At 41.7% G+C, this 15,193-nt stretch carries 7 protein-coding genes; all 7 read right to left on the minus strand.

Annotated elements, in window-relative coordinates; all coding sequences use genetic code 11:
- Positions 1 to 46: 46 nt before the first annotated feature.
- The 7 genes from L1077_RS14605 to pepN all read right to left on the minus strand — a co-directional run bounded on the left by L1077_RS14605 (position 47) and on the right by pepN (position 15,072).
- A complete protein-coding gene (locus tag L1077_RS14605; RefSeq protein WP_237137504.1) occupies positions 47 to 4,879 on the minus strand; it encodes an NAD-glutamate dehydrogenase in 4,833 nt (1,610 codons plus the stop codon).
- A 202-nt stretch (positions 4,880 to 5,081) separates the two neighbouring features.
- Positions 5,082 to 7,412: an efflux RND transporter permease subunit gene (locus L1077_RS14610; protein ID WP_237137505.1), complete on the minus strand. Its 2,331-nt coding sequence runs from the start codon at positions 7,410 to 7,412 to the stop codon at positions 5,082 to 5,084.
- Positions 7,412 to 8,410 (minus strand): YCF48-related protein, encoded by a 999-nt coding sequence (locus tag L1077_RS14615; protein ID WP_237137506.1) that lies wholly within the window; start codon positions 8,408 to 8,410, stop codon positions 7,412 to 7,414. Before L1077_RS14615 ends, L1077_RS14610 begins: the two co-directional genes overlap by 1 nt.
- Before the next feature lie 117 nt (positions 8,411 to 8,527).
- Positions 8,528 to 9,895, minus strand: a complete 1,368-nt coding sequence (locus L1077_RS14620) for a DUF1329 domain-containing protein (protein WP_237137507.1) — start codon at positions 9,893 to 9,895, stop codon at positions 8,528 to 8,530.
- 11 nt (positions 9,896 to 9,906) lie between these two features.
- Positions 9,907 to 12,024 (minus strand): DUF1302 domain-containing protein, encoded by a 2,118-nt coding sequence (locus tag L1077_RS14625; RefSeq protein WP_237137508.1) that lies wholly within the window; start codon positions 12,022 to 12,024, stop codon positions 9,907 to 9,909.
- A gap of 237 nt (positions 12,025 to 12,261) precedes the next feature.
- On the minus strand, positions 12,262 to 12,483 hold the full coding sequence (locus tag L1077_RS14630; protein WP_237137509.1) for a DUF2835 domain-containing protein: 222 nt from the start codon (positions 12,481 to 12,483) through the stop codon (positions 12,262 to 12,264).
- 3 nt (positions 12,484 to 12,486) lie between these two features.
- Positions 12,487 to 15,072 (minus strand): aminopeptidase N, encoded by a 2,586-nt coding sequence (pepN, locus tag L1077_RS14635; protein WP_237137510.1) that lies wholly within the window; start codon positions 15,070 to 15,072, stop codon positions 12,487 to 12,489.
- Positions 15,073 to 15,193: the final 121 nt, after the last annotated feature.

Below are 15,193 nucleotides of genomic sequence, written 5' to 3' on the forward strand. Positions count from 1 at the left end.
AAAAAAATACCCCAGCAATTGCCGGGGTATTTTAACGTGTTAATTTTTATTTGGAAGTGTCACAGTTGTGACTTAGTAACATTAATTCTCTTAACGCTACTGAGAACTTCGCAAAGTCGTGGTTCTGAGAAGTCTTAAACTCCGCTAGCATTTGCTGCCAACGGTGTAGAAGTGAAGACTGATTATCCATCCACTGATTGATAAGTGCGTCAACTTCACCGTCTCCTTCAAAGCTGTTTAAAACAACTTCAGACAATGCACGCTGCTGCCAGTCTAGCTCTTCACGGTATGAAGCACGTGCTAGTGCCTGCCAGTGGTTAGCTACTGGTTGAGCAGTGATTTGGTCTAGGAACCAGTGTAGACCCATGTTTGCACCTAACTTGAAGTAGGTGTTAGATACTACTGAGATATCACGCTTCGCGTTGTTTGCAACTTCAGCAAGATCCATCACTGAGAACAAGCTAGATAGCGATACGATGCGATCCGCTAATGCTTGTGGAACACCTTCTGATGTTAACTCAGCTGCTTTCTCAGCAAGACGCGCACTTTCTTCTTCAACCATGTAAGTTGTCAGATTAGCGCTTAAGTCTGCAAATGTCGGTGCGAAGAACTCAATTGTTTCTTCAATGCTAAGCGCTTTGTTACGGTGGCGTAAGAACCAGCGCGTAACACGACGAACTGTACGACGTAACTGATACAACATTTCTGTTTGTACTGCTGATGGGATCTTGTTATCAAGCGCTGAAATTTCAGCCCATGTTTCTGACATCTCAAATGTCGCACATGCAATTGAGTAACAAAGTGCAATTTCAGCTTCTGTTGCGCCTGTTTCTTCATGCATGCGGATCATGAAGTTCAAGCCCATATCATTTACGATGTTGTTAGCAAGCTTAGTAGCAATGATCTCTTTTCTCAGCGGGTGCTCATCCATTGCCGCGTTAAAGCGGTCACGAAGAGGCACAGGGAAAGAGTTTACTAATAACTGACGGTAATAAGGGTTTTCAGTGATTTCATCAACCACTAATGTTTCTTTAAGTACCATCTTAGAGTAAGAAACTAGAACAGAAAGCTCTGGACGAGTTAAATCAAGACCAGCTGCTGCGCGCTCTGCTAGCTCTTCATCACTTGGTAAGAACTCAATGTTTCTATCAAGCTTACCGTCTTTTTCAAGTGCGTGGATGAAGCGGATCTTTTCTTTAAGTGTCGCAGGACCTTTTGACTTAGTCACAGACAATGTATGTGTTTGACGGTAACAGTCAGCAAGTACAAGCTCAGACACTTCGTCAGTCATTGCATATAGCAATTCGTCACGCTGTTTCTTCGTAAGGTCACCTTCAGCAACTAGACCATTAAGTAAAATCTTAATGTTTACTTCGTTATCTGAACACGCAACACCACCAACATTATCGATAAAGTCAGTGTTAATACGACCGCCTTTAGCTGCGAACTCGATACGACCAAGTTGCGTAGCACCTAAGTTACCGCCTTCACCGAAGATCTTAGCACCAAGCTCAGAGCCATTGATACGTAGTGCATCATTCGCTCTGTCACCTACATCAGCGTCACTTTCGTTTTTCGCCTTGATGTAAGTACCGATACCACCATTCCAAAGTAGATCAACTGGCATCATTAGAAGCGCTTTAATCAACTCATTTGGTGTCATGCTTGCTTTCTTAGTACCAAGCATTTTCTTAATTTCTGGTGTTAGTGTGATTGACTTCGCTGCACGAGAGAATATACCACCACCTTGAGAGATTAAGCTTGCATCATAGTCTTCCCACGATGAACGTGGTAGCTCGAACATACGTGCACGCTCTTTGTAAGAGCTCACTGCATCTGGATTTGGATCGATGAAGATGTGCATGTGGTTAAATGCAGCCACTAAGCGCGTGTGCTCAGATAGCAACATACCATTACCGAATACATCACCTGCCATATCACCAATAGCAACGGCTGTGAAATCAGTTGTTTGACAGTCAATGTCCATTTCACGGAAATGACGTTTAACTGACTCCCAAGCACCTTTAGCTGTGATACCCATCTTCTTGTGGTCATAACCAATTGAACCACCAGATGCAAATGCATCACCTAGCCAGAAGTTGTATTCATCAGCAATACCGTTGGCGATATCTGAGAATGTCGCCGTACCTTTATCGGCAGCAACTACCAGATATGGGTCATCTTCATCATGACGAACTACATCTACAGGTGGCACAATGTCACCGTGAATGATGTTATCAGTGATGTCTAACAGACCACGGATGAAAATCTTGTAGCACTCTTGACCTTCACGGAAGAAACCTTCGCGGTCATTTGGTAGCTGTTTACATACGAAGCCGCCTTTAGAGCCAACAGGTACAATTACAGTATTCTTAACCTGCTGTGCTTTAACAAGACCAAGCACTTCTGTACGGAAGTCCTCACGACGGTCAGACCAACGTAAACCACCACGCGCAACCTTACCACCACGTAAGTGAACACCTTCGATACGTGGAGAGTATACAAAGATTTCAAATGCAGGTAATGGCAACGGCATTTCTGGAATTGCGCTTGGCTGAATTTTGAATGAAACGTATGATTTGTTAGAGCCATCCGCTTCTTTTTGATAGAAGTTCGTTCTTAGCGTCGCATCAATCATTGCTACGTAAAGACGAATGATACGGTCATCATCAAGGTTCGCTACACTTTCCAGCTCGTGGTAGATTTTCTCTACAAGCTTATCAAGTGACTTCTGCGCAACTTTCTTCTGTGGGCAGAATTTCTTCTCAAACAACTCAACCAATTGGTTTGCGATGTGAGGATAATGCTCGAACGTATTTTCAATGTAAGACTGTGAGAAAGTCACACCAATCTGGCGCATATATTTAGCGTATGCACGAAGGATAGATGCTTCACGGCCAGTAGACCCCGCTTTTAAAACTAAACGGTTAAAGCCATCATTCTCAAGACGGTTGTTCCAAACGTTGATAAGTGCAGCGCGAAAACGTGCTGATACTTTATCAAAATCTGCTAACCCTTTGCTGTCTAACAGCATAGAGAAATCCATGATCCAATTTACTTGACCATCACTTGTCTTAACCGCAAACGGAGTTTCACCGATTACGCGTAAGCCAAAGTTTTCTAGCATTGGCATCACGTCTGACAGGTGAATTGGCTCATCTTTATGGAACAAGCTTAAGCGAACGATTTGTGAATTCGCTTCTTCTTGAGGTCTGTAGAACAACATTTCAAGCTTGTTCTCATCGCTCAACTTCTCAAGTTTTGAGATATCAACGACAGCAGCGCTTGGCAAAACTTCGTCTTTATATGCGCGAGGGAAAGCCGTTGCATATTTACGGTTTAACTCGTTACCGCGTGCTTCACCTTCGCCCGCAAGCAAAGCTGTTTGTAGTTTATCTTCCCAAGTACGGGCAGCTTCTACTAAATTATTTTCGATTTCTTTCACGTTGTACTTAATGTTGTTGTCAGCTACACGAACAATATAATGCGTTCTTGCTAATGTAGACTCTGAGAAAAATGTAGTGAACTCAACTTTTTCGTTAGACCCAAAGGCATCGCCTAACAATTTCTGAGTTTCGCGACGAAGCGCGGTATTGTATCTCTCACGCGGTACATAGACCATACAAGAGAAGAAACGTCCATATACGTCTCTTCTAACGAACAGACGACACATATCACGCTCTTGGGTTTGCAATACACCCGTTGCAACATCTAATAACTCAGATTCACGAGCCTGCACTAGCTCATCACGTGGATACGTCTCTAAGATATTAAGCACTGCTTTGTAAGCGTGAGTTCCTTTAGCAAAATCACACTGCTCCATGATGCGCGCAATTTTACTTTTTAATACAGGAACGTCAGAAGCACTGTTGTTGTAAAAACTTGAAGAGAAAAGACCGATGAAACGATCTTCACCAATCACATTGCCCTCTTTATCAAAACGCTTAATACCAACATAATCAATATGTGCTGGACGATGAACGCGAGATTGAGAGTTTGTCTTGGTTAAGATCAATAAGTTTTTACTGCGAGCTTCAAGGCGCGCAACTTCTGGTAGTTCTGATAACAGACGACTACTTTCAGAAGAGTTTTTCATTAGACCTAAGCTTGAACCTGCTACAGGCTTAAGCTCGTAGTCACCTTGAACTGGCACAAGGTCATACTGACGGTATCCCATGAACGTGAAGTTATCACGTGCAAGCCAATCAAGGAATTCAACCGCTTCACTGAGTTCTTGTTCAGAAGAGCTGTGTTTGCGATTAGGAATATCTTCACCAACTGCAACCAGCTTATCTCTGATAAGTAACCAGTCTTCAACCGCAACAGAAACATCTTTTAACACTGATTCTAATTCTTGCGTAAAGTCAGCAATGACCGACTCGTCTGTTTGACGGTCAATCTCAATAAAAAAAACAGTTTTAGTAGATGAAGATTCTTGTTCAGTTTTTAAACCTGAAACAGCTGAGATTTTATCTTCTTGGTCACGGTTGATCTTGAGAGGACAGTGTAAAAGTAGATGCGAAGCAATATTCTTACGGCTTAACGCCATACGTACTGAGTCAACCAAGAATGGCATATCATCTGAAATGATCTCTACAATCGTGTGAGACGATTGCCAGCCATCTTTCGCAACTTCAGGGTTGAATACACGGATAACTGCGTCTTCTGAAGTATTCTTTTCAAGAGAATTCCACAGACTCAGAGCAGCACCGTACAGGTCGCTGTCGTTACGATTAGCCAAGTCCTCTTTAGACATGTTGCTGTACAAGGCTTTGGCGAATGTTTCAACGAGCGACACGTTATCGGCATGAACTTTTTTCTGGATCAACTTGCAAACGTTATCAAGGATAACCGATGCTGGACCTTCACTTTGTGTCATTATGTGTTCCTTAATCTATACCACCTTTGAACGGTAGATTATTTGTACAGCCAATTATTAGCGTGGAGTCCAGAGGATTTTAACCTTTCTGGCGCTAATAAAAAGCTTTTTTGACAAAAACATTTGAGGCTTTTCAGCCAGTTGGTCATATATTCACAAATTGTAGATATAAATGGCCAATTAAGGCCATTTAAGAGCACAATTATTCACACTTTTTTTTCTGGTCTGGCCAGATAAAAGTCCCTATCGCAGGTAATAAAAGCACTGCGCCCAACATATTTACCAAGAACATAAAGGTGAGCAGTATGCCCATGTCTACTTGGAACTTTAATGCAGAGAAAATCCACGTACTCACACCTATGGCCAAGGTAATTCCTGTGAACAATACAGCGCTTCCTCGTTCAGCCAAAGCATTGCGATACGCAGCCGACAATGGCATGCCCTGTTTTAATTGGGTCATCATTGACGACAAGATATAAATACCATAGTCGACACCAATACCTACACCCAATGCAATCACAGGTAATGTGGATACAGTTAAACCAATCTCAAGCTTAACCATCAGCGCTTGCGCCAAGGTCGAAACAATATACAGAGGTAAAACAACTGCAACTGTTGCTCTTATACTTCTGAAGCTGATAAGGCATAAAATAATCACCGCACCATAAACATAGATCATCATTGGTAATTGTGCAGCAGCGACAGATTCATTTGTTGCAGCCATCACACCAATTGGTCCAGATGCGAGTTTGAAGCTAACACGATCTGTCCCTTCTTCTTTAGCAAACAGCTTAATTTGCGACACAACATGGTCAATAGTTTCAGCTTTGTGGTCGTCCATAAAGATGATGATCGGCATAACAGAACAGTCGCCATTCAATAAGCCCGTGCTCGTTTCAACGCGAGAAGTCGCTTGAACTAAAGACGCACCATTTCTTGGCAAGGTTTGCCATTTTAAGTTACCTTCGTTGTAACCAGCATTGACCGCTTGTGCTACAGAGCTCAACGAAACTGCGGATTGCACACCGTCTAAGTTTTCCACTCGCCACTGAAATCGACTTACTCGATCCATTGTATCGTGTTCAGTACATGCCGCTGGGTACGCTTCTACTAATACTTTTAAAATATCCGAAGATATCTCATAGCGATCTGAAATTAAGAAAGTATCTAGGTTATAGCGCGCATCTTCATGCAGAGCCGGTGCACCAGCATGTAAATCACCAATACGCATGTCTTTTGACTGCCAATAACCAAATGCAAATAGCCCAGCTGATACCAATAAAATAACCGCGGCATAGCGTCTATCCGTGGCTAAAACAAGGCTTTCTCTTAGCTTAGTGAACACGTTATTCGCTTTGGCTTTTCCATCATCAACGCGATGCATTTTTGACGACTTAAAGTAAGAAGCAAGGACAGGCAGTAAAATTAGGTTCGTAAAGATGATAACCGCAACACCTAAACTTGCTGTGATGGCAAGCTCTCTGATAATACCAATATCGATAGCGAGTAAAGTCATAAAACCAATCGTATCAGATAACAGCGCGATACCGCCCGGAATAAGCAACGCTTTAAAGCTTGCTTCAGCAGCCACCTTACTGCTCACGCCTTCAGACACCTTTTTACCAATGGCGTTAATCATTTGCACACCATGGCTTACACCAATTGCAAAGACCAAAAATGGCACAAGAATAGACATTGGATCTAGACCAAAGCCAAGTACAGATAACAAACCTAACTGCCAAACTACCGCAATCAACGAACAGGCAATAGGTAGCAATGTCAATTTAAAGCTTTTACAAAATAGCCAAACCATGATGAAAGTAAATAAAATGGCGATTGCGAAAAAGAACACAACATCTTTTGCACCATCAGCAATATCCCCTGCCATCTTGGCAAAACCAATGATATGAATTGATACTTTATCTGTGCTTAAAGGTGCGCGGATCTCCGATTCTAATTTTTTTGCAAATGCGAGCGTGTCCAACTTTTGCTGTGTTTGCGGATCTGTCTCCATAAGCTGAGCAGATACCATGGCGCAAGAATAGTCACTCGCAACCATACGGCCAACCACTTTGGCTTTTTCAATATTCTGCTTCACCACAGCAAGACCTGTTGCATCAGCTGTGAAGTTCGCAGGAATAATTGGGCCACCTGCAAAGCCATCTTCAACAACTTCTACAAATCGTGCACTCGGTGCAAAAATAGAGTTTACCAATGGGCGATTCACGCCAGGGATAAAATAAAGTTGGTCGTGAACGGCTTTTAACTGTGTAAAAAATTCAGGGTTAAAAATATCACCGTCGGCATCACATACAGATATTAAAATACTGTTCGCACCACCAAATTGTTTTTCATGCTTTAAATACACCTTCATGTAATCATGGTTTAAAGGTATATTTTTATTGAAAGATGCATCAAGCTGGATATGTGTAGACTTATAACCTAAAAAGACCGTCGCTAGCGCAAACAGTGCTATAACCATAAAACGATGCCTAAAAACGACATACACTAGCTGATTTAAAATAGACTGCATTAGCGATCAACCTCGATTGTTTGAATACCCTCTTCTGTAGCAAGCACTAATTGACCATTGTGCAGCACACCTGAAAGAATAGATTTACCGTTTTTCAGCTGTTTTGTTTTCACATTTTTACCCTCTATAGTAAAAACGAAACCGCTGTTCGCCAGCATAATTTGTGCAGTATCAGTTGAAACAATACTGTTAATCGTCGCGGCTTTTTCCACATTGATAGGTGAAAAAGACACGTCTTTACTATCAGAAATAAATGTGTTGCCACGTAAGCCTGCTGCAATAAGCTGTTCTTGTTTGTTTTTGTTTACAGCAAACAGTGAGCCTGAATAAAATTCGTCAATTCTTGTCCATGTTGTGCCTAAATCACGGCTTACCGCAAATAGACCCATCTCGCCAACAAGAAAAATATCGTTGCCATCAATCAGCATTCGATTGAAGTGAGGTAAAATAAATTGCGTTTCTTCTTCATAAGCCTGCGGATCGTCTTGTTTTAGTTCAGCTAAATACTCAACATCATCAGGGTGTACAAACTCATTTAAAAAGCGTTTAGTCCAGCTTTTACCACCATCTTGTGTTTGATACATCATGCCGTATGCACCAATTGCAAATCCTTGCTTATCATCTACAAACTCAATATCTAAACAAGGTTTTTCTAGATCAGGCAAGTACTGTTGGATTTGCCAAGAGACGCCACCATCGGTGGTATTTAAAATCGAAGCGTCATGACCACACGCCCAGCCTCTTTTTGCCGATGTAAATTCCACAGCAGTTAAGAGAGATTGGATTGGTACATGCGCTTGCTCCCAACTTGAACCATCATCACTGTACACTATTGTCCCATGCTTCCCTACGGCAACAAGTCTCTTTCCGCTATTGATGATATCAGTTAGCAAGGTTTTCTCTGGGTGTGCAACTCTCAACGCTTCTGAGGCGCTGCCAATAGCTTCACTTTGCATAACGAACACTGCAATCGAGGTTGCAATTAACTTCTTAATCATTATGAATACTCAAATAAAAATGTCGTGAATGACTGGGGGGATAAAACTGGACATATTGATGTCCAGTTTTAATAGAGTGTAGAAAGACCAAATTAATTGATCCCGAAAGACGTTATATTAACGTCTTCCCTCTCGACGAAGTGCACTTTGAGTAAACTCATTGTCTTGGAATGACTGTGTGAAGTCATACATTTTTTCTTCGTTGTCTAGGCCGATTGCTAGATAACGACGAGAGTTTAAGTCGTGGTATACGTCTAGTGTACTCCAATGTGTCGGTACGTCGTAATAGTTAATACCATGTGCCATCGCAACGCGGTACATTTGATCACGGTTATCATATAAGTCAGCTACATGAATTTGCCAGCTATCTTCATCAATGAAGAATACACGCTTTTTATAAATGTGACGTGTGCCTTCTTTGAGGTTTGCTTCAACAACCCATACACGGTGTTTTTCATAACGTACGTGCTCTGGATTAATGTGACCGGCCTTCAAAATATCTTCATACTTCAAAGAGTCGCTATGTAATTTATAGCTGTTGTACGGAATGTACATCTCTTTTTTGCCTTTTAATGTCCAGTTATAACGGTTAGGAGAACCGTTGAACATATCAAAGTCATCTGTTGTACGTAAGCTATCAGACGCTGTTCCCGGTGCATCATATGCAACATTAGGTGCACGACGAACTCGACGCTGACCTGTGTTGTACGTCCATGCTTGTCGTGGTGTTAATATTTGGTCCATTGTTTCGTGCACAAGTAATGCTGTACCCGCCAATCGCGCAGGCTCAGTTACCTTCTGCTTGAACTTAAATAACACATTAGATTTTTGTAGCTCTTCTGGTGTTGCACTTGGATCTGAATACTTAACCAGTAGCTTCTCATCAAAACCAATGATGTTATAAGAGCCAGAAGCCGTTGGCATTGCCTGACCACCGTTACGCTCAATAGACAAGCCACGATATCTTAATAAGTGGTTCCAAATCGCTTCTAAGCCATTTTCTGGAATTGGGAAAGGAATACCAATCGCTGTATTTTTAATCCCGTTACCGCCTTCAATCAGCTCAGCCGTTGATGCGTACTTTTTAGTCGCATCGTATACAAACTGCGGATAAGCTGCGCTGCGTCGCGTTTGATAGATATTCATCTTAAACGTATCAGGGTACGTTTCAAATAAAGCAATTTGGCCAGGGCTCAAGTTATCTTTATATTTATCAAGATTGCTCTTATCGATAGTAAATAAGATCTTGTCGTCCTCATACGGATCTGGATGGTGCATACCAGGCTTAAAGTTTGCAGGTGGCTTGGTTATACCACCAGTCCAAGCAGGGATTGAGCCATCAGCATTAGCCGCAACTTCAGCGCCGATTGGTGATAAGTCTTTACCTAAGCGATCAACCTCTTCAGGTGTCATTTTCGCTAAAGCAATTGGTGCAGCCATTATTGTCATTATTGATGCTGCTAGTAGTGTAGGTTTTCTAAACATATCGAAAGCCCTTAAATTGAGTACTTAATATTAAATGATACAAAATCGCGATCTGAGAATGTGTTTGTTGCACCACCGCCCCAGAACGTGTTGTACCCTAAATCAAATGACCATGCATTTTGATAGCTAAAGTTAAGGTTCACACCCATCGACTTTCTATCCTCAACAAACAAGAACATTGGATCTGGTGTGGTTCCGTTTACGTCATGTGAAAACACAACTCGTGGTGAGAAGTTTACACCTGAGAATAAATTGTTGTATTCACCTTTCGCGATAAGACGGTAACCCCATGAAGAAGCCGTTGGGAATGGGTTAACTTCAGGTCCATTAGACACTGCTTGATGGATCAAATCGTAGTTACGACCTTCTATCCCCTCAATTGTGCCACTTCGACCAGTACCCGCAACATTCAGACGTAATTCATCATAAGAAGGCATGTCTTTAATCGTAACAGCACCAACTTCACCAACAACCGCCCAGCTATCCGCGCCAAGTGATGGACCGAATAAATGCGTTGCTGTGAATTGTAGCTGCATCGTATCTTTCAATACGAAACCTTGTGCCACTTCGCCAGGCTGAACATAAGAAACATCATTACCTTGGCTTAATTGAGAGAAGCCTTCAAAATCTTCGCGAATGCCTGCTGCAGCTAACTGCTCAACCATACCAGCATATAAAAGCTCTACATCATCAATTTGAAGTGGCTCGTCTTGACGGTAAGCAAATTCACCAGAGAAAGCAGTTTCACCAATTGCTGTGTTAAAGCTCAAGCCATAAAGTTTAATGTCTTCAGGATAAACAATAACCGCTTGCGTGAACGCGTTCAGGTTGGTGATATTGTCTTCAGTGATCTCATTCGTTTGAATATAAGCAAGATCCTGCATAATTGCGCCAGTAGTGAAGTCTGATGCCTTACCAGAAATCAGCGGTCGACGACTGTGATAATTAATATGATAAAGCGCAATCTCAGTATCATTCAGCTCAGGCACAAACATACCTAAACGAATACCGAATTGGCCACTGTCATCAGCATCTGTTTTACCCGCGTCACCCTTACCTTTTAACGCAACTCTTGTTGGATAAGCAAGGTACATAGACGATAGCATTTGCAATGCATCAGGACTGCTCAATACGTTTTGATCTGTGACGTCTAAACCTTGTGCAGCAAGTGCACCAACCCAGTTAGACTGCAAAGAATTTAAAGCTTCAGTTAGATGATGTAAGTCGATATCTGGGTTTGACGTGAAACCAAGTTGTACATTTTGCGAATAACCATTTGCTGATGCAAAATCATTCGTCGAGAAATAACTACCTGTCGCTGGCAAGCGAGTCTCGTGCCACTGGTATTGATAAAATGCTTCTAGAGTGACATTTTCAGTAATGCCCAATGAAGCCCAAAGCATACCGACAGGGATAAATGCTTCTTTTAACTCAGAGCCCGGCGCTTTCAAACGGTCGATATCAACAGGGTTTACGTTAATACCATGCGATATTAATGTACTTTCACCCCAGTTGATTACTTGTTGACCTAGACGAATAGACAGCGGATTATTGCCGTCGTTTAAATCAAAATCAGCCCACACAAAGGCATCTAACAATCTAGCGTCAGAACAAACCTGTTCTTTCGTATCGTCATCTGCACATGGGTCTACATGTTGACCAGACACTGGGTTACGGTAAGCAAAATCACCGTCTTCCATCGCAAAGTCATAGAAGTACATAAAGCGAGAGAAGAAACCATAATTATCTTTAGTGATGGCAAATTCGTGTGTGCCTTTTAACTGTTGAGAAAAAGTATCACCAGCGTCAAAGTTTAAGTTGCCTGCATCACCATTGTTAGAGTAAGCACCTTCTTGGCTCCAAACTTGTGAAGAAGAATACAAGGTATTGCCAGTTGAGGCATTGTACCCACTCCAATTAAACCTAGGGTGGTTACTCTTACCGATAATTCCAAAGTCTCGGTCTTCAACACGAATACTTTGTCCATATGAGAACGTTGAATCGAACGTTATCTCAAAATCACCGACTTGGAAATTAGCGGCTTGCGCATGCATGCCAACCGTTCCGAAAATGGCTGCTCCAAGTCCAAGCATAATCTTGTTCTTAGTAAAGCGCGCTTTTTTTATCATTATTTCTCCCCCTTATGGCGGGTAAATCTAATCAAGTTATTGTTTTTTGTTGTCGTAACGATAGAAGCGAAAATCGAAAATTACAAATTTTACGCGTTCGTTCGGTGCATTTTTAACTTTTTAGCCCGTCTTTTAACCTTGGTAAGACGTCTTACCAGAATAGTTATAACACGTAATTTAAGTTTAAAACAAACCGAATTAACAAAAATACTTTATCTCACAAAGCCTTTTTAGAGCTTATGTCACCTTTTCAAGTGCGATAAATCGGTTGCTATCGTCAAGCTGTAATCTAAAACGCCCATTCACACCAATGCTGGATACAAACCTTCTGATGTGTGCTGCTGGGAAGCGAATACTCTTCCCACCATCTTCCACAACCTGAATAGATTCAATATCCCCTTCATAATAAGCAAGGCATTGCTCATAGGTCAGTCTTAAATAAAAGTAATATTCTTGCATGTATCAGTTTAATGCTCTATCAATTTTCTCATACAGATCATCACTTAAGTCTGAAATTCCTGCTAAACGCTCAAGTTGTGTTCGCATCTTTCCTTGTCGGCTTTCATCAAACCGCTTAAAAGATAAGAGTGGAGTAATAATTCTTGATGCATTTTGTGGATTAAGTTCATTAAGCTCAGCGATTAAGTTACCTAATAATTCATAGCCTTTACCGTCAGGTCTATGGAATTGTTTAGGATTCATCCTTGCAAAAGTACCAACCAAAGATCTCACTCTATTCGGGTTGGACTTATCAAAGCATGGGTGTTCATACAATGATAGGATCACGTCTATGCACTTATCTGACTGACTTGTTGCGTGCAGTGCAAACCATTTATCCATGACAAGTAAATCATGATTCCATTGTGTATCAAACTCTTGCATTAATTCTGTTGACTGTGGATGCTGAGCGTTTAGGGCACTCTTTAGCCCTCCCAGTTTCGTTGTCATATTCGAGGAGCTAGCCTGCTCTTTCAGCCAATCAGATACATTTGCAGTCGTAAGTGACAGGTAGTAGAGACTTTTATTACGTAACGCTCTGACCGCAACGTCTTCGGCACTTAGTCCACCGCTGTCCTTAACACTCTGATAAAACTGAACTAACTGAGTTTCTAATAGGTCTGCAATTTGTCGTTCAAGACGTTCGATCGCTTGGCATAAAGCATCGACAGGCACAATATCGTAACCACCTGACAATGTGTCAAAGTTTGGCACTGAAATGTACTCTGCCAAAATTGCTAAATCATCTGGCTTATTTGCGAATAGACTTACTAGAACAGAAGATAGCTCACCAAACATAGCTTGGTTTTTCTCTTCAGAATCGACATAAGCGCGTATTTGCTGAGTAAACAAGATTTGCATCGCTTCCCATCTTGCATAATAGCTTGATGCATATTTCGCAATATGACTCAGCTGAGACAGAGAGTACTCATAGTCAAGTAAACACGGCGCAGAAAAGTCTTCTAATAGAACAGGAGTTGGTTCAGAACCGATATCCTCAAACACAAAAATTTGCTTCTCTTCAGTTAACTCGAGTACTTTACCTTGCTTTAAAGGTGCCCCCTTGAGTGCAATCGCTTTACCATTCTCATCAAGTAATTCAATCGCTACGGGGATATGTAGAGGCTCGGTCACCGGATCGTTCTTTGCGTGAGTCTGGGTGATGTCTATTTGATATGTTTTTGCTTGTGCGTCATATTTGGTTTTAACATGTAATGTTGGCGTACCAAATTGTTGATACCACAATTTAAACTGACTCAGATCGGTATTTGTTGCATCAGCCATAGCGTTGACAAAATCATCACACGTTACAGCTTGACCATCGTGACGTTCAAAGTATAGCTTCATGCCTTGCTGAAAGCCTTCTTCCGACAGCAAGGTATGCATCATACGGATCACTTCAGCGCCTTTATTGTAAACAGTCACCGTATAAAAGTTATTCATCTCTATCACTTTTTCAGGGCGGATAGGATGCGCCATAGGGCCCGCGTCCTCTGCAAACTGATGCGTGCGCATCGCATTAACAGCGTCAATTCTGTTTAATGCTCTAGAGCCTAAGTCACTGCTAAACTCTTGATCTCTAAAAACAGTCAAACCTTCTTTTAAACTCAGCTGAAACCAATCGCGGCAAGTTACACGGTTACCGGTCCAGTTATGGAAGTATTCATGACCAACAATGGATTCAATAACGTGATAATCTCTATCCGTCGCTGTTTCTTGATTAGCAAGTACACAAGCACTATTAAAAACATTCAGACCTTTGTTTTCCATTGCGCCCATATTAAAGAAGTCGACTGCAACAATCATGTAGATATCAAGGTCGTATTCTAAATTGAAACGCTCCTCATCCCATTTCATCGACTTTTTCAGAGACGTCATCGCATGAGGGGCTTTTGATAAATTGCCCTTGTCGACGAATAACTGCAGCTTAACCTCACGACCTGTTTTAGTCACAAACTTATCTTCAAGGGTATCAAAATCACCTGCAACCAGCGCAAATAGATAAGATGGCTTTTTAAACGGGTCTTCCCAAGCAACGAAGTGTCGCCCACCTTCTAGCTCTCCCGAATCAACTTGATTACCATTGGAAAGTAAAAACGGAAATGATTTATCCCCTATTACGGTAACTTTATAAGTCGTTAATACGTCAGGCCTATCGAAGAAGTAGGTTATTTTCCTAAAGCCTTCAGCTTCACACTGCGTGCAATATGCACCATCAGAAAGATATAACCCTTCAAGTGACGTATTCTGTTCAGGGGCAATCTCAGTTTCTATTTCGAGGGAAAAGGATGCAGGCACAGAGTTGATCTTTATTCCATCAACTAGCTGGGTAAAATCAGAGTGTGGCTGGCCATCAACTTTGAGTGAAATAAGCGTTAAATCAACGCCATCAAGCTGAACATATGATTGCGCACCATTCGCTTGCAATTCATACTTTGCGATTACACGGGTTTTTAACGGTGATAAGTTAAATGTGAGGTCAATATGATCCACTTGGTGACTTGGTGGCTGATAATCTGCCAATAATTTAGCTTGCGGTTTTTGTGTCATTAAAATTCCTTCATCGCATAAAATAGCGCAATATGATTAACACCACCTATCCGCCAATCTTTGCTACCTAAATCATGCAAGTGTCTAATATATATACACATGCATCCATTAAGGACACATA

Origin of the sequence: Pseudoalteromonas luteoviolacea (genome assembly GCF_021654285.1) — a bacterium.
Classification (GTDB): Bacteria; Pseudomonadota; Gammaproteobacteria; order Enterobacterales; family Alteromonadaceae; genus Pseudoalteromonas; species Pseudoalteromonas luteoviolacea_J.

Excerpts from the sequence above, each read along its gene's own strand:
- L1077_RS14605 (WP_237137504.1), bottom strand. The coding sequence starts at position 4,879 with ATGACACAAAGTGAAGGTCCAGCATCGGTTATCCTTGATAACGTTTGC.
- L1077_RS14610 (WP_237137505.1), bottom strand. The coding sequence starts at position 7,412 with ATGCAGTCTATTTTAAATCAGCTAGTGTATGTCGTTTTTAGGCATCGT.
- L1077_RS14615 (WP_237137506.1), bottom strand. The coding sequence starts at position 8,410 with ATGATTAAGAAGTTAATTGCAACCTCGATTGCAGTGTTCGTTATGCAA.
- L1077_RS14620 (WP_237137507.1), bottom strand. The coding sequence starts at position 9,895 with ATGTTTAGAAAACCTACACTACTAGCAGCATCAATAATGACAATAATG.
- L1077_RS14625 (WP_237137508.1), bottom strand. The coding sequence starts at position 12,024 with ATGATAAAAAAAGCGCGCTTTACTAAGAACAAGATTATGCTTGGACTT.
- L1077_RS14630 (WP_237137509.1), bottom strand. The coding sequence starts at position 12,483 with ATGCAAGAATATTACTTTTATTTAAGACTGACCTATGAGCAATGCCTT.
- pepN (WP_237137510.1), bottom strand. The coding sequence starts at position 15,072 with ATGACACAAAAACCGCAAGCTAAATTATTGGCAGATTATCAGCCACCA.